Source organism: Nocardia sp. NPDC055321 (assembly GCF_053645575.1).
Genome location: NZ_JBSHMS010000014.1, coordinates 24789 through 45219 on the forward strand (window position 1 = coordinate 24789; position 20431 = coordinate 45219).

The window sequence follows — 20431 nt, forward strand, 5'->3', positions numbered from 1 at the left end:
AACCCGATCGGGGCTAAATGTCCTTCTTCTTGCCCGCGAGGCCGCGCCAGGCCAGATCGTCGAGCAGATCGACGGCCTCGGCCATGTCGACGGTGCCGGCGGCGACGCGGTCGGCGATGGCCTCACCGGCCCCGATCACGGCCACCGACACCACTTCGAAATTGGTGCCGGGCTCGGCGTATTTCGCGCTGGATTCCAGCAGTTTCGCGGTGAGTTCGATGACCCGGTCGCGGCTGTTGGAGATTTCCGAGGCGAAAGGCTGCTGGCCCAGCGCCTGGCGGTAGAGCACCTGCCAGGACAGGCGATTCTGATCCACGTAGGAAAGGAATGCCTCGAGTCCGGCGCGCAATTGTTCGTGCGGGCTGAGTTTCGGATTGCCCGCCACCGCGACCGCTTCGATGAAGCGCATGCTCTCGCGGTGGATGCAGGCCCGGAAGAGTTCGTCCTTGGAGCCGTAGTACAGGTACAGCATGGGCTTGGAGATCTTCGCCTCGGCGGCGATCGAGTCCATGGACGTGTCGTGATAGCCCTTGCGTGAGAAGACCTCCACGGCTGCGTCGAGCATCTGTTGCTCGCGCACAGCGCGCGGTAGCCGTTTCGTTCCGCCAGCCATCCACTCTCCTAGACCGTGCTGTACACGTCTGCCTTTACACGTCGAACCCCTATCTTACTCCAAGGTAAGTTCCGCCAGTGCGAATTGCCGGTGATTCGCCGGCACGGTCAGCAGGTGGGAGCGGTGCCCTTGAACTTTGCCATGCGCAGTACCGAGGCATCCACCTGAGCTCCCGGTAGGCGGCCGGCGCTCACGGCCTGCTCCAGCCGGTCCAGCACCGAGGTGACGGCGTCAGTGGTGATCCACAGGGCGTTGTCGGCCCCCGCGACCAGCGCGGCTTCCACCGCTTCCTCGATGCTCATGCGGCTGGTGATGGCCGCCATGCCGCCGAGGTCGTCGGTGAAGATCACGCCGTCGAACGGGGCGGCGCCGTAGCCGGTGCCCTGGCGCAGCAACTGCATGACCTGCGGGCTGATGCTGGCCGGGATGTTCGGCTCGGTGAGCCCGGGCACGTCCAGATGGCCGATCATGACGGCCGCCCCGCTACCGATCAGCGTCCGGAACGGCACCAGATCCCGGTCCTGCAGCTCGGCGAGCGGGGGTGTGCGCACCGCGCCGGTGTGCGAATCGCCGGAGCCCGCGCCATGGCCGGGGAAGTGCTTCATGACGCTGCCGACGCCCGCGTCCTTCAGGGCGCGAATGTAGGCGTCGGCGTACGCGACGACGACATCGGGCTGATCGGAGAAGGAGCGATCGCCGATGACGCTGTCCGCGGGCTGGCTGCTCACGTCGACGTCGGGCGCGAAGTTGACGGTGACGCCGTAGGACTTCAGCTTCTTCGCGCGGTCGAGGCTGAAGGTGTAGAACTCCTCCGGGCTCATCTCGTCGACGGTTTCCCGCGCCGACGGCGCTTCGCCGATCAGGTTGCGCACCCGCGAGACTCGGCCGCCCTCCTCGTCGATGGTCACCATGAGGGGGGTTCGGGAGGCGGCCTGGACCTGATCGATCTGATGATCGGCCAGCAGCGAGGTCTCGGTCCACCCGCCGACGAAGATGCCGCCGATCTGCTCGGTGCGCACCACGTTCTCGGCGTCGGCGGCGCCGGTGACGCCGACCGTGAGCAGCTGCGCCAGCTTCTGCCGCAGCGAGAACTGCGACAGGTAGCCGGCCGCGCAGTCCCGCGGCGAGGTGCCGGGCGCGGCGGAGGTCGCGGCGGATCCGGTTGTGGTTCCGGCGGATTCGGTCGTGGAGGTGGTCGTGCTGCTGCCACCGGAGCAGGCGGTCAGCACCACGGTGGTCATTGCGAGCACGAGGACCGGAAGGGTGCGCATAACGTCCGACCGTAGCGACCCGCCGCCGCCGGTGGCTATCGCGGCACACGTGTCGCGCCGGGAACGGCGCGGTCGAGGGGTGCGGAACGTGCCCGGCGGGGTGTTCGACGGGGTTCGGGTGCGGTGCCCGGAACGCGAGGCCGGGTCCGGGGAATGCCCCGGCGTTACATGTTCAAACGGAGTTCGTGGGAAATCCCACATGTAATAGCAAATATGTGGCGATTAACACAGTGGCAATTTCACTAATCGTGGCGGTCGTGGGTAGCGTGCCCCTTTGCATAGCTAATTATCAGGTTCAGCTGCGCAAACGCATTCTCCGATCTGCCGCAGGGGGCTTCGCGAATCGCGAGTGGCGGACGGTAAACGAAGGGGTCGTGGTCCCGGTCCGGAATATCGCGGCTGAACAGCTAATTGCGAGTTTCGGGTCGGGCAGGGCGAAGAACAGAAGGACTGGATCACTATGCGTATCGGCGCAATGTTGCGCACTGCCGCGCTGGGTGTGGCGGCTACGGTCGGGCTCGGGCTCGCGACCGCCACTCCGGCGACGGCAGCCACCGTGGATCGCTATCTCGATCTGCCGCTGGTCAATCGGGACGCCGCCCAGGCGCCCGGCGGGGTCAACACCGCCCTGCCCTACGACCGGGACGAACTCGGCCGCCTGCTCGAAGAGGCTCGCGCCCAAGGTATTCCACCTTCCCGCTACGCCGCGCTGCTCTACCAGTACTGGCTGGTCGACGCGACCGGCAAGGCCGGGATCGAGCTGAGCTCCTGGGATCCGCGCGCCGGCGTCGCCGCCAACCGCGAGAACCTGATCAGGTCCTACCGCTACTACGAGGATCTCCAGCTCGCGCATCGCGAACTCCAGTGGGCGGGCATGGGCGGTCAGGTCGGGGCCGACTTCGGCGGCGGGCTCATCGATTTCGAGCTGATGGGCGGGGACCTCTACGGCCTGCCCGGCCTCGCGGACGCCGCGCACACCGTGCTCGGCGCGGTGCGGCAGGCCGCCGGCGACGCCGCGGTCGAGCGGCTGCCGAGCGGACTGCGCGCGCTGGCGAACGCCGCGCCCGCCATCACGCCCGAGGACGTGCGCCACGTCATCGGGATGATCCTGGTGATGCAGAAGAACATCTTCTCCGACCTGATGCCCATGCACGACGCGTACGTCACCGGTGGCCTGCCCGCCCTGCGCGAGTTCGAGGCCGCGGGTCTGTTCGGCGCCGACATCATGGCCGCCTGGACCGACGTCGCCTCCGGTGACGCCGACCGGATCGCCGCGGGCAATCGCGCGCTGCTGCGCCGCGAACAGGGCTGGGTGGTCGCCCGCCAGTGGGACGAAGTCCGTTCGTACAAGGGCGATATCGGCGCGGCCATGACCTACGCCACCGGCGCGGCCGGGTCGCCGTCCGTGGCGGGCGTGGTGCCGCCGCGCGAGTTCCACCCGGTGCGCGTCCCGTTCACCACCGCCGACGGCCGGCCCGCGCTGCTGACACTGCCGCTGCCGGACTGGGATTGGTCGGTCTTCGAGTCCCGCTGGGACTACATCGGCAGCGAACTGCTGCCCAAATACCGCTATCAGGTCGAGAACAACTGGCCCGCACTGGAATCGGCCATGCGGACGCCGTACGAGGTGCAAATGGAATCGAAACGACCGCTGCTGAACATGCCGCAGCTGCTGTCCTCCGCCGCCGGTGAACTGCGGGTCACCGTCCCGTCCCCGGAAGCGGCGGTGAGCTAGATGTCGCGCTGGAAACTGCCCGCCGTCCTGCTGGTCGCGGCCCTGACCCTGGCCGGGGTCGCCACCGGCGCGACCACCGTGCTCGCCGAGCCGGCCGCCGAGGCGCCCGGCAACGAGGTGCCCGGCCTGGACCGGGTGTTCAACGGTTTCGTCATCGGCACCCTGAACACCGCCGAGAACGCGACGCCCGAAGAGAAGTTCGAGGCGCTGCTCGCGAATGATCCCTTCTATCAGGAGCCCCCGCTCACGGGCCGCGAGCGGCCCGGCGACATCCTGAAGGCGAAGCCGGTCGACGTCGTGTTCCTGGGTGTGAAGCCGCGGACCGTCGCGGCGTACAAGCTCATGTACGTGACCACCGCGCCGGACGGCGTCACCCCGGTCATCAGCACCGGAATCCTGATGATTCCCAAGGACGGCAGGCCCGACGCCGAGCGCCGGCTCATCTCCTACCAGGAGGCCAACGACAGCGTCGGCTGGTCGTGCCATCCGAGCACCCAGTGGACCGGTGGCGCGCCGCTGGACGGCTCGTCGTGGTCGGCGCTGGGCCCGCTGGCGCTCATGTTCGACAAGGGCTACGCGGTCATGATCTCCGACGTCGGCAACGACGCGGATCGCGATCCGCACGGCGTCTTCGTCGGCACGTACGCCGGGCACGCCCAATTGGACGGCGCCCGTGCGGCGCTGGCGCTGCCCGAGTCGGGGCTGGACCCTGCGGCGCAGATCGCGCTGTTCGGCATCGCGGGTGGCGGTGTGGGAGCGGCGTTCTCGGCCGAGATGGCCCCGGCCTACGCGCCCGAGCTGAACATCAAGTCCACGGTCATGGAGGGCATGGTCGTGGATCCGGCCAACTTCATGCGCGTCACCAGCGGTTCCGTCGGCTCCGGCTTCGCGCTGGCCACCCTGCTCGGGCTCGAACCCTGGTACCCGGAGATGCGGGTGAACGACAAGCTCAACCCGGCCGGGCAGGCGCTGGCGAACTTCTACCGCACCCAGTGCCAGGTGCCCGCCTACTTCGGGCTTCCGTTCGTGCCGATGGAGGCGCTGTTCACCTCGGGCCTGAACCCCGCGGACGAACCGGACTTCCAGGAGGCGTTCCGGAACAACATCCTGGGGCGCAACGGAACTCCGCGTTCCAAGATCATGATCTCGTCCTGCGCGAAGGACGATTCGCCGATGTCCCTGGTGCCCGCCAAGGATGCCCGGGACCTGGCCGACACCTATCGGTCGCAGGGCGCGGACGTGACCTACGCGCCGACCGACTGCAGCATGGAGCGCTTCATCACCGACATGTACGGCTGGGGCGTGGACCTCTTCGGCATGCAGACCATCGACTGGATCGACCGCAATTTCGACTGAAAGGAATTATCGCCGTGGTGGCAATCGTGGATGGCCTGGTCTATCTGCTCACCTTCGGACCGCTCGCGGTGGCGAAGATGGCGGCCCAGGCGCTGGGTCTGTGACCCGAGGGTAAGGGTTCGAACGACGTGGCTCCCCGGCCGATCGGCCGGGGAGCCACTGTCGTCTGTGGAGCGGGTCGAAAAGTCGTGCCGCCCGGCGTGATTCGAGGAGCGGGCCGCGACTTCCGCCGTGCGCCTACTGTTTCGGCAGCTCGTGATGCCCGCCGAACGCCTGCCGCATGGCCGAGAGCACCTTGTCGGCGTACAGCGACTCCCCGCGCGAGGAGAACCGCTGGAACAGCGCCGCGGCCAGCACCGGCGCCGGGACGCCCTCGTCGATGGCGGCGTCCAGGGTCCAGCGGCCCTCCCCGGAGTCCGAGACCCGGCCGCCGAAGGAGTCCAGGTTCGGGTCGGCGTGCAGTGCCGCCGCGGTGAGGTCCAGCAGCCACGACGCGACCACCGATCCGCGCCGCCACACCTCGGTGACCTCCGGGACGTCGATGTCGTACCGGTAGAGCTCGGGGTGCTCGAGGGGCGTGACCTCGGCCGAGTGCTCGGTCTCGGTCGCGGTGCCGATGTCGGCCCGGTGCAGGATGTTCATGCCCTCGGCGTAGGCGGCCATGGCCCCGTATTCGATGCCGTTGTGCACCATTTTCACGAAGTGCCCGGCCCCGGCTGGACCGCAGTGCAGATAGCCCTGTTCGGCCTGGGACGGCGTCCCGGTCCGGCCGGGGGTGCGCGGCGCGGCCTCGACGCCGGGTGCGATGGATTTCAGAAGCGGGTCCAGGTATGCCACCGGGTCCGGTTCGCCGCCGATCATCAGGCAGAAGCCGCGTTCGAGACCGAACACGCCGCCCGAGGTGCCGATGTCGACGTAGTGAATGCCTTTGGGTCGCAAATCTTCCGCGCGCCGGATGTCCTCGTGGTAGCGGCTGTTGCCGCCGTCGATGACGATGTCCCCGGGTTCGAGCAGCTCGGCGAGTTCGGTGATCACCGCACCGGTCGCGCCGGCCGGGATCATCACCCACACCACCCGCGGCACCTCGAGCGCGGCCACGAATTTCGCGAGGTCGGTGGTGCCGGAGAAACTCGCGCCCAATTCGGCGGTGAGCGTGTCGATCTGCGGGGTGTGACGTTCGTACCCGACGGCGGTGTGCCCGTCCCGGACGATGCGGCGCACGATGTTGCCGCCCATCCGGCCGAGCCCGATCATTCCGAGCTGCATTCCGGTCTCCTCGAGTGGTCCCGAGCCTCGTCGTTCCCAGGCTCTGCCTGTGTGCGAGCGGGCGGGGCCCGGCTCGCATCGCGAACTGTCTCGATTGTCCCAGTCGAACTCGCCGGAAGTTTTTTCGCCACTCGCGCGGATGGGATGTAACGACCCCGGACGTGCCCCGATAGACGGGGTGGCTCCGTGCTGTTGCCAGACCCCCGACCCGGCAACCGCACGGGGCTCTTTCATATCCCGGCGACATGTTGCACAGTGTTTGCTGTGAGTCTCGGCGAGCGGCGCGTGTCGGCCCGGCCCACTATGGTGGGCGGTGTACTCGCGCCTGCGAGTCGGTATTCCACCATTTGGGAGGATGGTTCGTGACCATCGAAAGTCCCGGGCGTCATGCGAAGTCGCGACGCACCGCCGGTGATCCGGCGCCCGGACGGCAGTTCCTGAACTCTCCGGCGGCTCGTCGCGCCGGGATCGCGGCAGGTGTGCTGATGGCCGCCGGCGGCCTGGCTTTCGCCCTCGACTTCGGACTATCGTCCGGGAACGTCCCGCGCGGGGTCGAGGTCGCCGGGGTGGATATCGGCGGGATGGACCGCGAACAGGCCCAGGCCAGGCTCGAGCAGGTGCTCAACCAGCGCGCCGGCCGGCCGCTGACCGTGCGCATCGGGGACGTGCAGACCGAGGTGGTGCCCAAGAACGCCGGACTGTCGGTGGACTGGGACGGCACCTGGGATCGCATCGGCGGGCAGCCCATGAACCCCTTCACCCGCGTGTGGTCCCTGTTCGGCACCCGCGTCGTCGAACCGGCGGCCATCGTCGACAACACCGCCATGACCGCGCAGCTGGACGCCCTGCGCGCCAACGACCGTCAGCCCGTGGAGGGCGGTGTCGTCTTCGAGGGTGCGAAACCGGTAGGCGTGCAGCCCATTCCGGGCCGGGTACTGGACGTCACGGCCGCCCGCGAGACCCTCGCCGAGCACTGGTCCGACGGCTCGCCGCTGGAACTGCCCGCGGTGGAGACCGAAGCCACCGTGCACTCCGACGCGGTCGCGCGCACCCTGCGCGAGGTAGCCGAACCCGCGGTGCGGGCGCCGATCACCTTCACCGGCAAGGGCGGCAACGCGGTGCTCGAACCCGAGCAGATCGGCGGCGCGCTCGCCTTCGCGCCCGACGGGCAGGGCGGGCTAACGCTCTCGTACAACAACGAGGCCCTGATCGCCGCGCTCGGCCCGCAGCTGAAGGACACCGAGGTGGAGCCCAAGGACGCCACCTTCACCCTCGCGGGCGGCCGCGCCACGGTGGTGCCCGCCGTGGTCGGCGACACCATCAACTGGGACAGGACGTTCGACAATCTCGCCGCCCTGCTGGTCGCCTCCGGTGACCGCAGCCGGACCGTGGTCTACGAGCAGGTCAAGCCGAAACTGACCACCGAGGACGCGAACAAGCTCGGCGTGAAGGAGGTCGTCGCCACCTTCACCACCAGCGGGTTCAGCGGCCCCTCGGGCGTGAACATCAAGGTCACCGCCACCAAGGTGAACGGCGCGGTGGTCAAGCCGGGAGAAACGTTCTCGCTCAACGACTTCACCGGCCCGCGCGGCGTCGCCGAGGGCTACGTCGAGTCCGGCATCATCGACAAGGGCCGCCCGAGCACCGCGGTCGGTGGCGGCATCAGCCAGTTCGCCACCACTCTCTACAACGCCGCGTACTTCGCCGGCCTCGAGGACGCGGGCCACACCGAGCACAGCTACTACATCTCGCGCTATCCGGCCGCGCGCGAGGCGACGGTCTTCGACGGCGCCATCGATCTGAAGTTCCGCAACCAGACCCCGTACGGCGTCTTCATCGAAACCTCCACCACCGCTTCCGAAGTCACGGTCCGCATGTGGAGCACCAAGACGGTCGAGGTCGAGTCCGTCACCGGCGAGCGCACCAAACCCACCGAACCCAACACGGTGACCCTGCCCAAGGGCAAGGACTGCATCGCCTCCGAGGGCGCGCCCGGTTTCACCACCTCCGACACCCGGATCATCCGGGACGCGGTGAGCCGCAAGGAGATCTCGCGCCACACCCGCACGGTGAAGTACGACCCGATCCCGGTCGTCAAGTGCGAGTAGGGGTTCGGTCCTCCGGATAGGTTTTCTCGCCGATGGCGACCGCGGCCAGCACCATGGCCGCGGTCGCCATCGCCAGTTCCAGGTAGAGCCGTATCCGCAGGCCGGGCAGGTAGTCCAGCAGTTCGCCCTGCACCAGCACCCACAGCCCGAACATGATGGCGGCTCCCGCGGCCTGGACGAGGACCCAGGGCGCGTCGGCGGATCGCGACACCGCCAGGTAGATGATGCTGCCGAGCAGGTACAGGCTCAGTCCCAGATACGGCAGGCCGACGAACACCACGTAGACCAGCGAGCCGGTCGGGTCGACCGCCTCGGCCGGTTCCCCGGCGTAGGCGTGCGACGGTTCGTACCCGCCCGGTGCCGCGTCGATATCCGGCGGCGACGCGAACCCCAGGTAGAGGATCACCCAGCCCACACCGAGGATCAACGCTCCCGCCAACCGCCAGCGGTACCCCGGTCCCCGCCGTCTCCCCATACGCAACACGCACCCCAAACTATCCCGGTGTCGTGGATGAACCTGGGGACAACTGTGGAGAACCCGTGTGAATGACCGCCCGCGGAGCTGTCCCCAGCCCTCCCGGGACCGGCTGTGGAAAACCGCGCGACCCCGCCCGCGGCGCTCCCGCCCGCCGCGCCGGACAACGACACGCGGTGCGTGATTCGGCAGGTCAGGAGGGGATTGGTGTAGGGGTCCGACGCCTCCGGAAACCCTTCGCGAACCGTCGCGGACGCGGGCTCCCGGGTGCGCCGATGCGCATATGACAAAAGTTATCCACAGGCGGTGGATAGATCTTGGGATAGACCTCTGGTTGAGCCACAACACCTAGTGGTCGATCATCCGTCCGCACCACATGCTGTGGATAGCCGTGCTCGGCCCGGCACCCTTGCGGAGCCACCGCTGTGCCCCTCGGAACAGCATGCGCCCCGGGACCGTGTGGTCCCGGGGCGCACCGAGTCTTACCGGCGGATCCCCGCCGAGGCGGGAACTCCGACTCCTAGAAGGCGGCTTCGTCCAGCTCCATGATGTCGTTGTCGAGGTTCGACAGCACGGTGCGGGTCGAGGTCAGCTCGGGCAGGATGTTGCGCGCGAAGAACTGCGCGGTCGCGACCTTGCCGGTGTAGAACGCCTCGGTGGAGCCGTTGTCGAGGGCCTTGATGGCGACCTCGGCCTGCTGCAGCAGCTGCCAGCCGATGAGCAGGTCGCCGACCGACATCAGGAAGCGGACCGAGCCCAGGCCGACCTTGTAGAGCTCCTTGGGGTCTTCCTGCGCGCCCATCAGGTGCCCGGTCAGGGTGGCGGCCATGGCCTGCACATCCTCGAGGGCGGTGGCGAGCAGCTTGCGCTCCTGCTTCAGGCGGCCGTTGCCACCCTCGCGCTCGATGAACGCCTGCACCTGGCCGGCCACGTGGGCCAGGGCCACGCCGCGGTCGCGGGCGATCTTGCGGAAGAAGAAGTCCTGCGCCTGGATGGCGGTGGTGCCCTCGTACAGCGAGTCGATCTTGGCGTCGCGGATGTACTGCTCGATCGGGTAGTCCTGCAGGAAGCCGGAGCCACCGAAGGTCTGCAGCGATTCGGTCAGGTACTGGTACGCGCGCTCGGAGCCGACGCCCTTGACGATCGGCAGCAGCAGGTCGTTGACGCGGAACGCGGTGTCGGCGTCGGCGCCCGAGACCAGCTGGGCCACATCGGCGTTCTGGTGCGCGGCGGTGTAGAGGTAGATCGCGCGCAGGCCCTCGGCGTACGCCTTCTGGGTGGCCAGCGAACGACGCACGTCCGGGTGGTGGGTGATGGTCACGCGGGGCGCGGCCTTGTCGGTCATCTGGGTCAGGTCGGCGCCCTGGACGCGAATCTTCGCGTACTCGAGCGCGTTCAGGTAACCGGTCGACAGGGTGGCGATGGCCTTGGTGCCGACCATCATGCGAGCGTTCTCGATGACGTCGAACATCTGCGCGATGCCGTTGTGGACCTCGCCGACCAGCCAGCCCTTGGCGGGCACGCCGTGGCCGCCGAAGGTGACCTCACAGGTGGCCGAGACCTTGATGCCCATCTTGTGCTCGACGTTGGTCACGAAGACGCCGTTGCGCTCGCCCTTGGTCTCGGTCTCGAAGTCGAAGTGCCACTTCGGAACGTAGAACAGGGACAGGCCCTTGGTGCCCGGTCCGGCGCCCTCGGGGCGGGCCAGCACCAGGTGCATGATGTTCTCGAACAGGTCGTCGGAGTCGCCCGAGGTGATGAAGCGCTTGACGCCCTCGATGTGCCAGGAGCCGTCTTCCTGCTTGATCGCCTTGGTGCGGCCGGCGCCGACGTCGGAGCCCGCGTCGGGCTCGGTCAGCACCATGGTGGCGCCCCAGTTGCGCTCGGCGATCTTCTGAGCCCAGACCTTCTGCTCATCGGTGCCGTTGTTGTAGAAGACCTGCGCGAATCCCGCACCGGCGGCGTACATCTGGGCCGGCGGGTTGGCGCCGAGGATCATCTCGCCCAGGGCCCAGCCGACGACGGAGGGGGCGCCGAGGCCACCGAGCTCCTCGCGCACGGGCACCTTGGACCATTCGCCGTCCTCGAGCGCCTTGTAGGACTTCTTGAAGGACTCGGGGAGCGTGACGGTGTGGGTCTCGGGATCGAAGGTCGGCGGGTTGCGGTCACCGTCGACGAACGAGTCGGCCAGCGGGCCTTCGGCCAGACGCTTGACCTCCGCGAGCATTTCCTTCACGGTGTCGGCGTCCAGGTCACCGTAGGCGCCGCTGTCGAGCAGAGTGCCCAGGCCGAGTACCTCGAAGAGGTTGAACTCGAGGTCGCGGGTGTTGGCTTTGTAGTGACCCATGGTCGTACTCACTCTCCATTGAGATGGGTGCGGTTCGGTGGTTGCCGTTCCCGCCCATTAGGCCCATCGGGTAGACACCGTAAAGAAGCGCTACTGACGGGTAACTTGTGTGCCATGTTACCGACCGGTAGGGCGGCGGCCAAGGTGATCGGGGCCGAATGTGACCAGAAGCACCCAGTTTGCTGGTCAATAGCGAACATGTTGGGCGCGTACCGATCCCGTTGTCGCAGCTAGCGACGTTCCTCACCGGGCGGGACCGGCGGCTATGAGCTTTCCCCGAGCTTTCCCGCGCACACGCGGTGTGCCGTGGCGGCGGGTGCGCGGCGGCTGGATACGGTGCGCACATGCGCATCGAGACGACGGCCGGACCGGCCGAGGTGGAGATCGAGCGGAAGGGCCGGGCCGCACCGGCGTTCCTGCTGGTGCTCACCCATGGATCCGGGGGTGGCGTCGATGCGAAAGATATTCTCGCCGTTCGTGATTCAGCAGTGTCGCGGGGCGGGGTCGTGGCCTCGGTGACGCAACCGTACCGGGTGGCGGGCCGGCGCGCGCCGGGTAAGGCCGACGTTCAGGACGCCGCCTGGCTGGAGATCGTCGCGGCGCTGCGCAAAAAGTTCCGCGGCGTCCCGCTGATCCAGGGCGGGCGCAGCAACGGCGCGCGGGTGGCCTGCCGCACCGCGCGCGAGGCCGGGGCGCGGGGCGTGCTGGCGCTGTCGTTCCCGCTGCATCCGCCCGGGAAGCCGGAGAAGTCCCGGCGGGGCGAACTGCTCGCGCCGGGGGATATTCCGGTGCTGGTCATCAATGGCGCGCGCGACCCGTTCGGGATACCGGACGCGGCCGACGCGGCGGAGGTCCACGTCATCGCCGGGCAGGCGCATTCCTATCGCGCCGGCTTCGAGGAGATCGTCGCGACCGTCGAGCCGTGGCTGGAGCGCTGGATCCGCTAGCGGTCGCTCGCGGGCGAGAGGCCGCGCCGACTCGGTGACGGTGCCTGCTCGGTGACCGTGCCCGATCGGCGCGCCCGAGTTCAGCGCGGCGGGGTGGCCGGTCCGTCCGGCCCGTCGACCCCGAGTCCCTCGAGTTCGGCGTCGTCCAGGATCGGCGGCGGGCCGGGCCGGGTCGCGACCACGAGCGAGTCGATGGCGTCCCGGTGCTCGGTGGCGCGCCGCACCCGCTCGGCCACCCGGATGTCCAGGTCGTCGCTCGCCGGGCCGAGGTCGGCGACGATATCGTCCGGGGTGAACAGCAGCGCCGGATCCTGTTCGCCGCCATACCCTTCGGTGAGATTGGCGGGGTCGTTCCCCAGGACCACCAGCATGCCCTCGGGCACCAGCAGATCGGCCGCGCGCAGCAGCAGGGCCCGGCGCCGGTCGGCGGGCAGGTGCAGGTGCGCGATCAGGATCAATTCGTACGGGCCGGTGATCCCGGCGCGGTCGAGGTCGTTCACGTCGGCCCAGTGCCACCGAATCCGGCTGCGCACCGAGCGCGAGAGGCGGGAGGCGACCGTGCGGCCCTTGTCGACCCCGGCCTGGGAGTAGTCGATCGCGTCGACCGCCCAGCCGTGGGTGGCGAGCCAGAGCGCGTTGCGACCCTCGCCGCAGCCGAGGTCGAGCGCGCGGGGCAGCTCCGGCCGCGGCTCACCGACCGCGTGCGGGCCGTCCGGAAACCGGCGTTCGAGTCCGAAGACCTGTTCCACGACGGTGTCGTCGGGCGGTGCGCCCCACACCAATTCGGTGCGGCTGTAGAACTCGTCCCACGCGGCGGCATCCATGGGTCCGAGTCTATGGGCGCGACAGCGCCGCCGAACGGTGGTGGCCGACACCCTGACGGCCGCGAACGCGAAACGGCCGCGAACACCGGCGGTGTTCGCGGCCGAATGTCTCGGCGCGGCGGCCTCAGAGCTGGGTGCGCATCAGGATCACGTTGTACTGGCTGTGCACGGTCGTGAGGAAGTACAGGTCGCGCCCGGTCTGGTACGGGAAGATCGAGGGCGCGTACGCGGTCGGGAGCTCACGGGTGTCGATGAGCACCTCGGGTCCGCTCCACGGGCCCTCCGGGCTGGGGGAGCGGTACATGACCACCGAGTTCCACGGGTCCGTGGTGAGCATGATGTATTGCCCGAGGTAGTCGTTCCACATGACCGACATCTCCGACACACCGCCGCCGATGATCGGGGTGGCGCCGTCCACGTCGCCGCGCTTCCACTCGTCGCCCACCCAGTACTCGTAGGCGCCGAGGTCGCCGACGGCGGCTTCGGGCACGCGAGCGATGTAGGCCGGGTTGTTGCGGCCCGAGGCGGTGCCGTACTCGTAGACGAAGCCGCCCGCCTTGACGAACGAGTTCATCTGGAAGTTGCCGTTGCCGCCCTCGTCGGGCCGGCGGGTGTCGGGCAGTTCCACCCAGTTCTCGCCGTTGTCGCCGGAGACCGCGAGGCCGGAGAAGTTGGTGGTCCACTCGCCGACGTCGTCCCAGGTCTTCACCGACATCAGGCTCATGTACTGGGTGCCGCCGACCGAGATGGCCGCGGTGGGGATGCGGCTGATCTCGAGGAACGGGATCTTGGGGCTGGGGATCAGATCCCGCGCCTGCCCGAAGACGTCGCGCACGACGCTGTCGAAGTAGATGCCGTTGGACGGGTCCTGGGTGTGCGAACGCACCAGGATGTTGGAACGCCACGCCCAGGTGCTGCCGACCAGCAGGTTCGGGAAGCCGAGTCCGGCGGTGTCACCGAAGGTGGTGAGCATTTCGCCGCGGCCGTTGTCCCACATGATGCCCAGGTCGGTGCCGAGCACGTTGTAGGCCTGGGTGTTGTTCGGGCTGGCCATCCCGGTGACCTGGAAGACGGCCTTGGACCGGCCGGGTAGCTGCGGCAGCCCGTGGGTGCCGTTGAGCACCGGAATGGGGTTGATGGCGTTCGGGTTCGCCGCTGCCGGAGATGTCACGGTGAGGAGCAAGGCCGTGGCGCCTGCTAAAGCGGACAACAGCAGGGGGGCGGTCTTGGTCAATTGCGTGGGCCCTCCGGTTCTCGCCGAATAATGCGCGACCACACGGTATGTGACGGGTCGCACAAAGTGCTCGACTCGCTGGCAAAGTGTGAAAATGCTAACAGCGGTACGGGTCTCCGTCAGATCGAGACCGGGTATTTGCCGGGGGTTGACTCGGATCGTTATTTCGTACCACGGCCGAGGGCCTGACGGACGATCAAAGGCAGCTGTGTCGCGCGTTCGATTGCGAGAGTTCGTCGAATCGTTGCCTCCCAGCTGCGCTCGAACAGTCGCTTGGCGCTCGCGACGGTGTGCGCGGGCCGGGTGGCGATGCGGTCGGCGAGTCGCTCGGCGGCGGCGATCGGGTCGTCGTGCACCTCGGTCACCAGGCCGATCCGCGCGGCGTACGCGGCGTCCACCGGATCGGCGGTCATGGTGAGCAGCAGGGCCTGGTCGTAGCCGATCAGCCGGGACAGCGTGGCCGCTCCGGTCATGTCGGGGATGAGACCGTGCTTGGCCTCCATGACCGCGAATTCGGCGTCCGGCGTGACGAATCGGAAGTCCGCGGCCAGCGCGATCTGCAGGCCGCCGCCGTAGCAGCGCCCGTGCACGGCGGCGATGACCGGCTGCGGCAGCCGGCGCCAGGCCCAGCACGCCTCCTGGAAGGTATTGGTGCCGCGCCACGGCAGCGGCACGAAACCGCGCACGATTGCCAGCGGATCGCCCATTGCCTTGGCGATATCGAGTCCGGAGGAGAAACTCGGCCCGTTGCCGGTCAGAATGACGGCGCGGATGTCCTTGCGGCGCTCGATGACTCCGGCGACCCGCACCAGCTCGCCCAGCATCTCCAGGGTCAGGCCGTTGTGTTTGTCGGGGCGGTCCAGGCTCACGTAGGCGCGATCGCCCGCGAAACGCAGGGCGACATTGTTCGTGGAAACGCTGTCGCCGGAAACGGCGGAAACGTGCTCGGTCGAAACGTTGTTGCTCACGGCTGGTCCTTCGTTCGGTTCCATCGGTCCAGCAGGAGCTGGGCGCAGCGGTCCGGGTCGTCGTAGAACGGTGTGTGCCCGCTGCCGGGCAGCGTGACGTGCCGGGCGCCGGGCAGCAGGGCCCGGGCGCGGCGGGCCTGGGTGGCGTACGTGAGAAGTATGTCGCGATTGCCCCAGGCGATGGTCACCGGGAGGTGATCGACCGCGCTGGGATCGGGCAGTCGGAAGCCGGTGAACGAGGCCAGGGCGGCGTCGAATCCGTCCGCGCCGAGCAGTCCTTCGACGGTCTCGATCGCCACGCGCGGTTCCAGGGCCCAGGCTTTGCCGAACACCAGACTGGTCAGTGCGGTGCGGCCGGCGGTGTTCCCGAGGATGGCCGGGGCGATCGGGCGCAGCACGGTGCTCAGGTTCTTGGCTCGGCCCAGCGCCTGCTGGCACCACACCCGCCCGGCGGTATCCCAGAAGCCGATGGGGGAGTAGGCGGTGACCGAGCGCGCCACGCCGCGCGCGGCCAGATCGAGGGCTATGCCGCCGCCCATGGAGTTGCCCGCCAGGTGTGGCTTGTCGATGCCCTGCGCGGCGAGGAAGTCCACCAGCGCGTCGGCGAGGGTGGAGACGGTGGTGTGCGCGAGCGGTGCGCTGGCGCCGAAGCCGGGCAGGTCCACCGCGATGACCTCGTACTCCGCGGCGAGGGCGTCGATGACGGGTTCCCAGACCTGCCAGCGGCTTCCGACGCCGTGCACGAGCACCAGGGGCTCGCCGCTGCCGGTGCGGTAATGGTTCAGCTCGGTCATCTCGACTCCCCTGGGGTGTGGCGGTGGGTCGACCCTAACAGTCGTTGGCAAGCGGCCAATTGTGGATTTCGGCCGGTATCGCGTGCCGCTCGGAACCGGCGCCGAGCACCGGTTTCGGTCAGCGCTGCACAACGCACCGGTTGTGTGAGATCGTTCCTGCGGCACTCAGCCCCACCGTTCATGAGAATCGAGGAACCCGTGCGCATTTCCCTGATCGCCGCCGCGCTCGTCGCCCTTCCGCTGCTGGCCGCCTGCGGCAGCGACGACGAGAAGGCTCCGGCAGTCACCGCGGCGGAGGTGTCGAAGGCGCTGCAGGACGGCGGCCTCAAGGACACCAAGCTGGCCGACTGCGCGGCGAAGATCTATGTGGACGAGGGTATTTCGCAGGACGGGCTGCGCTTGATGATCAAGAACGACGCCAAGGCGGCCTCGGCGACCGATCCGGAATCGATGGGCATGAGCACCGCCGACGCCGAGAAGGCGCGCTCGGCGACCAATAAGATCGTGGGCGAGTGCCTGAAGTAGGGCGCTGACCCGGGGGCAGGCTCGGCGGTGGGGGAGGGCAGAAGTACTGCCCCGCCTGTGTTTTAAGCGGTTCCCTGTCGGATCGCAAGGGGACGGGGGCAGTCTCGGGTGACGGTGTGGTCCGTCAGCGGAGACACCCCCGTCGCCGTCCGCACAGATCTAGGAACTTGTGATGAGGAAATCCGTACTCGCGGTGGCGCTGCTCGCGCTGCCGCTGCTGGCCGCCTGCGGCACCGACGAGTCGTCCACCGCCCCTACCACTCTCGCGCCGGTGAGCTCGTCCGCGCCGGTCACCACGTCCCCCGGCGCCACCACGCCCAAGACCACCGTGTCGGCTCCCAAGTCGACGACCGAGTCCGATGCCACGACCCCGGGCTCCGTGCCGTCGGGCGCGCTGGCGGTCCCGGTCATCTCCCAGTCCCTGCAGGACAAGGGCGGCCTGGACGCGAAGACCGCTGACTGCGTGGCCAAAATCTATGTGGAAGAAGATCTTTCGCAGAACGCCCTGACCAAGATCGCGCAGAGCGGCAACGCCGCCAACCCGACCGAACTGGGCCTGAGCGTCGACGACCTGCGCAAGGCGGCCGCCGCCGCGACCCGCGTGGTCAAGGAATGCTCCTGAGCGTGTGAACGAGTGCCTCGGTACCCGGGTGGGCCGGGGCCGGGGCACCCGGGCGCGGCGTCTCGCGGTCAGTACTGCAGGACGCGGTCAGTACTGCCGGATGCGGCCGGCGCTGCGTGATGCGGTCAGCGGCGAGCCTCGCGGCCGGTACCTGAATCCCGCGGTCGTCACTCTAATTCCGCGCTCAGCACTGACTGGGCTCGCCGATCTTGACGACCGACAGCACGGCCTCCCCCTCGGTGAACGGCGTTCCCGGGGCGGGGGACTGGGCCACGACCACCCAGTTGCTGTCGATGACCTGCATGCGGTCCGCGCCGGTGGCGTCCTTCGACCGCGAGAAGAAGACCCCCGCCTCCTGGATGGTGTCCTGTGCGGCCTGCAGGTTCATGCAGACGACGCTCGGCATGAGCGCGGCCGGTGCGGCGGCGGGTGCGGAGGTGGTCGGTGCGGCGGTGCCGGGCGCCAGTGTGGCGGGCGCGGGCAGCGCGGCGGGTGCGGACGTGGCGGTGATCGCGGGCGGCGCCGCAGGGGGCGCGGTGGTGCTGGTCCCGGCGGGTGCGGTCGTGGTCGCGCAGGCGGTGAGGGCGCAAAGCACACCCAGCAGTGCCGTGGAACAACCCGCTGTACGCGCGGTCGGACGGTGTCGGTGCATGGCTTCTCTCTCGAATGGATGCGTCGCCGACCGGCCGGCGGGCAACTCGCCCGGCCGACGGCAAGGGGACCGGTATCGATCGGCCGACCATGTGGTGAGCGCGGACGAGAGGGCGCCGAGACCCGCACCGATCAGTGCGCCCGGGGTCGCTCCGATAGTCGAAAATCGGTACACCGGCGAAGAATCCGAACGCAGTGGGGAGAAAGTATCGCCGCCGCTCGGCGCGCCGCAAGCGACGAATCGAAGGTTGGCACGCTATGTCATCGGCTGCCGAGTATGTCGTCGGAACCCCCGGCAACCAGGCCGGAATAGACGCTTTTGTGTGAAATATGAGGGTGGATACCAGGTTTCGGCAGCAGCTCGCCGGTTCCGCGCGCGGCGGCCTGGCTCAGGCGCACGAAGACCACGCGCGGATCGTCGGCGATCGCCAGCCCGGCCCGGACGATGAGGCCCGGGTCGGCGAGCATCGCGAGGAGTATGTGCTCGACGGCGATGTTCGGGGCGCTGCCCGCGACGGCGATGTCCTCGGCTTTGGTCATCAGGGCCGCGAGGTCCGGCGAGCACGCGAACGTGGAGACGGGCTGATCGGTGTTCGTCTCGGCCATGACCCTCAGCCTTCCGTCGTGGTCGTCGGCGGGGTCCGCGGATAGGTGTGCGCGGGGTCGATCGTGAGTACGTCGGCGACCTCGGTCAGGGCAGTCGGCACGATGGCGGACTCGAGGTGGTCCAGGCTCGGGGTGATGACCGCGTCGACGCCGAGGCGGGCCAGCATCACCCGGATGCGATGGATGCGGTCGTCGGTCCTGTCGCTGAACGCCGCGATCTTGCGCAGGTCGTATCCCGCCATCGCTGCGGCGTAACGGATTTCGGTCTCGTGGCGGCGCTGCCGGGCGCCGGCCAGGTCACTGCGCAGGTAACCGATCGCCGATCGCATTTTCACCACCTCCCGGCGGGGACGAGGCGCTCGGCCTCGGCGGCGAGCCGCGCGCGGATGTCGTCCACCGTGACGGCCGCGCGGTGGCGGCCCGTCCCGGCGGAGTGCGCGGCGGCGCTGGACCCGGTCGAATGCAGTGCGGCGAGGATCGTCGCGAGGGCGATCGCTGCGGCCGAGAGAATCAGTTCCATGTTCGGTGCCTCCCGATCCTTGGGATGAGGGCGCCGGGTGTCGACGAGTGCCCCGAGGCGGTTTCTCGGTTCGACACCGGGCGCTGGGGAAAGGCTCGCATCGGGGGACCGCCGAGAAAATGACGCTTCCGGCTTCTGTCAGCCGAAAGCGTCATTCCTGGGACGAATGTGAACTAGTACTCCAGGCGAATCTTGTCCGCGAGATCGCGCATCTCCGGCGTCAACGTGCGCCGTTTGGTGATGATCGAGGACATCACGTCACGTGCATACCGTTGCTGTACAAGCCATTCCGGCGCGTCGCTCCACGTCCGCTGTAGCACCGCCATGGCTTCGCCGTACTGTCCGAGCTGGCTGTGCGCGCTGGCTACGTCGAGGCGATGCCGAAGCCGGCTGGCCGCGACGGGCTGCAGCGTCGCCGCCGGGGTCTGCTCGGCGATCGACAGCGCAAGCGCCGCCCTGCCTTCGAGCGCATAGCCTTCGGCGGCTATGTGCGCCACGGTGATCGGGCCGAACGTGCGCACGGTCGAGGCGTCGGTGTACACCTCCTGGCCGATCCGGGCGGACGCCGCGCGTGCGAGGTTCATCGCGTCCTCGGCGTCGCCGGTCGCGTTGTCGCGCAGGGAACAGTTCGCGACGTACAGCCACATGCGGCCCCAAACCGACAGCTCGGCGGTGGTCGCCCGCGAGAACCTCGGTTCGATCTCGTCCGCCCAGCGGATCGCGGTGTCCCGGGCCTGAGCGATCTTCCCCTGCCGCAACAGCACCCACACCAGGGTGTTCGCCGCCGCGCCCGCGTCCATGCGGTCCTCGGACGCGTCGATGGCGCGATCGAGTGTTGCCTCGGCCAAGTCGAATTGGCGGCATTGCGTCAGCATCCACCCGGTCAGATTCAGCACACGCGATCGAATCGTGCGGCCCTGGCCTTCGATGTCGTCCGTATCGCGCAGCAGCCCCGGCAGCCGGGTGGCGACTTCGCTGTACCGGTGCGTGCCGAGCATCCCCCGCAGGCTTTCGAGGTCGGTGCGCACTCCGATCACCGAGGCGGGGCCGTCCGCTTCCGGGAACTGCCCGATCAGCGCGCGCCGCACCGAGGTCCAGGCCGCCTCGGTTTCGACGTCGGCGTACTCGGCGTCGCCACCGTCGGCCAGGGTCGATGTCCGGACCCGCAGGGCCACGGCCAATTGCCGCAGGGCGTACTGCCGTGGGTTGTATTCGCCGCGTTCGATCGCGCGCAGCTGTGACAGTGAGACATCCGGGCATCGCTCGGCCAATTCGCTCTGCGTCAGCCCGCTCCGTTTACGTGCGTTCCGCACGCGTTCTCCGCAGTCCAGACCCATGGCCCGAGGCTACGACTCATTCGGTGCCGCGTACAGCGAAGTGCGGATTCATGGAAAACGCCCCGGCCGGGAAATCCGGGCCGGGGCGTTTGTCCTGTGGAGCCGATGACGGGAATCGAACCCGCGCCATCTGCTTGGGAAGCAGAAGTTCTACCATTGAACTACATCGGCAAACTGCGTCTGGACGCGTTCGCGACTCTATCAGACGCGGGGTCGCGGGTTGCAACTCTTT

Annotated in this window: 20 protein-coding genes and 1 tRNA gene; 6 read left to right on the plus strand and 15 right to left on the minus strand. The window is 68.6% G+C overall.

From position 1 onward, the window contains the following. Positions 1-13: 13 nt before the first annotated feature. Positions 14-613, minus strand: coding sequence for a TetR/AcrR family transcriptional regulator (locus ACWIGI_RS22630; RefSeq protein WP_454204429.1), 600 nt, complete (start codon positions 611-613; stop codon positions 14-16). Between the two features lie 107 nt (positions 614-720). Further along, on the minus strand, positions 721-1884 hold the full coding sequence (locus ACWIGI_RS22635; protein ID WP_454204430.1) for a glycoside hydrolase family 3 N-terminal domain-containing protein: 1164 nt from the start codon (positions 1882-1884) through the stop codon (positions 721-723). A 460-nt stretch (positions 1885-2344) separates the two neighbouring features. Between ACWIGI_RS22635 and ACWIGI_RS22640 the strand changes: the two genes are divergently transcribed. After that, the gene (locus tag ACWIGI_RS22640; RefSeq protein WP_454204431.1) at positions 2345-3619 is read left to right on the plus strand and encodes a hypothetical protein; all 1275 of its coding nucleotides are present in this window, start codon (positions 2345-2347) and stop codon (positions 3617-3619) included. Next, complete coding sequence (locus tag ACWIGI_RS22645) at positions 3620-4975, plus strand: lipase family protein (RefSeq protein WP_454204432.1); 1356 nt, start codon at positions 3620-3622, stop codon at positions 4973-4975. Positions 4976-5212: 237 nt separating this feature from the next. Here ACWIGI_RS22645 and gnd read toward each other — a convergent pair whose 3' ends face one another. Then, positions 5213-6241: a phosphogluconate dehydrogenase (NAD(+)-dependent, decarboxylating) gene (gene gnd, locus ACWIGI_RS22650; RefSeq protein ID WP_454204433.1), complete on the minus strand. Its 1029-nt coding sequence runs from the start codon at positions 6239-6241 to the stop codon at positions 5213-5215. Between the two features lie 362 nt (positions 6242-6603). On the opposite strand from gnd, the gene ACWIGI_RS22655 reads away from it, so the two are divergent. Next, positions 6604-8349 (plus strand): VanW family protein, encoded by a 1746-nt coding sequence (locus tag ACWIGI_RS22655; RefSeq protein WP_454204434.1) that lies wholly within the window; start codon positions 6604-6606, stop codon positions 8347-8349. Here the strand turns inward: ACWIGI_RS22655 and ACWIGI_RS22660 are convergent. Continuing rightward, positions 8336-8788: a hypothetical protein gene (locus ACWIGI_RS22660; protein ID WP_454204435.1), complete on the minus strand. Its 453-nt coding sequence runs from the start codon at positions 8786-8788 to the stop codon at positions 8336-8338. The two genes, ACWIGI_RS22655 and ACWIGI_RS22660, sit on opposite strands and share 14 nt — an antisense overlap. 556 nt (positions 8789-9344) lie before the next feature. Further along, on the minus strand, positions 9345-11171 hold the full coding sequence (locus tag ACWIGI_RS22665) for an acyl-CoA dehydrogenase (protein WP_454204436.1): 1827 nt from the start codon (positions 11169-11171) through the stop codon (positions 9345-9347). 344 nt (positions 11172-11515) lie between these two features. Here ACWIGI_RS22665 and ACWIGI_RS22670 point away from each other — a divergent pair, with 344 nt between their 5' ends. Further along, on the plus strand, positions 11516-12118 hold the full coding sequence (locus ACWIGI_RS22670) for an alpha/beta hydrolase family protein (RefSeq protein ID WP_454204437.1): 603 nt from the start codon (positions 11516-11518) through the stop codon (positions 12116-12118). A gap of 80 nt (positions 12119-12198) precedes the next feature. On the opposite strand, the gene ACWIGI_RS22675 is transcribed toward ACWIGI_RS22670, so the two are convergent. From ACWIGI_RS22675 to ACWIGI_RS22690, 4 genes are all read right to left on the minus strand, one after another. After that, positions 12199-12942 (minus strand): methyltransferase domain-containing protein, encoded by a 744-nt coding sequence (locus ACWIGI_RS22675; protein ID WP_454204438.1) that lies wholly within the window; start codon positions 12940-12942, stop codon positions 12199-12201. A 124-nt stretch (positions 12943-13066) separates the two neighbouring features. After that, positions 13067-14176 (minus strand): DUF4185 domain-containing protein, encoded by a 1110-nt coding sequence (locus tag ACWIGI_RS22680; RefSeq protein WP_454204439.1) that lies wholly within the window; start codon positions 14174-14176, stop codon positions 13067-13069. Positions 14177-14337: 161 nt separating this feature from the next. Continuing rightward, on the minus strand, positions 14338-15144 hold the full coding sequence (locus tag ACWIGI_RS22685; RefSeq protein WP_454204440.1) for a crotonase/enoyl-CoA hydratase family protein: 807 nt from the start codon (positions 15142-15144) through the stop codon (positions 14338-14340). Continuing rightward, complete coding sequence (locus tag ACWIGI_RS22690; protein ID WP_454204441.1) at positions 15141-15938, minus strand: alpha/beta fold hydrolase; 798 nt, start codon at positions 15936-15938, stop codon at positions 15141-15143. Before ACWIGI_RS22690 ends, ACWIGI_RS22685 begins: the two co-directional genes overlap by 4 nt. 198 nt (positions 15939-16136) lie before the next feature. Here ACWIGI_RS22690 and ACWIGI_RS22695 point away from each other — a divergent pair, with 198 nt between their 5' ends. Together ACWIGI_RS22695 and ACWIGI_RS22700 are read left to right on the plus strand one after the other, a co-directional pair. After that, positions 16137-16463 (plus strand): hypothetical protein, encoded by a 327-nt coding sequence (locus tag ACWIGI_RS22695; RefSeq protein ID WP_454204442.1) that lies wholly within the window; start codon positions 16137-16139, stop codon positions 16461-16463. A 172-nt stretch (positions 16464-16635) separates the two neighbouring features. Continuing rightward, complete coding sequence (locus ACWIGI_RS22700; RefSeq protein ID WP_454204443.1) at positions 16636-17085, plus strand: hypothetical protein; 450 nt, start codon at positions 16636-16638, stop codon at positions 17083-17085. Between the two features lie 184 nt (positions 17086-17269). Here the strand turns inward: ACWIGI_RS22700 and ACWIGI_RS22705 are convergent, their stop codons facing one another. From ACWIGI_RS22705 to ACWIGI_RS22730, 6 genes are all read right to left on the minus strand, one after another. Beyond that, positions 17270-17680 carry a PASTA domain-containing protein gene (locus ACWIGI_RS22705; protein WP_454204444.1) on the minus strand — a complete coding sequence of 137 codons (411 nt, stop codon included), beginning with the start codon at positions 17678-17680 and terminating at the stop codon, positions 17270-17272. A gap of 317 nt (positions 17681-17997) precedes the next feature. Beyond that, the gene (locus ACWIGI_RS22710; protein ID WP_454204445.1) at positions 17998-18342 is read right to left on the minus strand and encodes a hypothetical protein; all 345 of its coding nucleotides are present in this window, start codon (positions 18340-18342) and stop codon (positions 17998-18000) included. 5 nt (positions 18343-18347) lie between these two features. Further along, entirely contained in the window at positions 18348-18671 is a 324-nt protein-coding gene (locus tag ACWIGI_RS22715; protein WP_454204446.1) for a hypothetical protein, read from the minus strand. A 2-nt stretch (positions 18672-18673) separates the two neighbouring features. Continuing rightward, positions 18674-18862, minus strand: coding sequence for a hypothetical protein (locus ACWIGI_RS22720; protein WP_454204447.1), 189 nt, complete (start codon positions 18860-18862; stop codon positions 18674-18676). 173 nt (positions 18863-19035) lie between these two features. Continuing rightward, positions 19036-20199: a helix-turn-helix domain-containing protein gene (locus tag ACWIGI_RS22725; RefSeq protein WP_454204448.1), complete on the minus strand. Its 1164-nt coding sequence runs from the start codon at positions 20197-20199 to the stop codon at positions 19036-19038. Positions 20200-20296: 97 nt separating this feature from the next. After that, a tRNA-Gly gene (locus ACWIGI_RS22730) sits at positions 20297-20370 on the minus strand. Between the last annotated feature and the right edge of the window lie 61 nt (positions 20371-20431).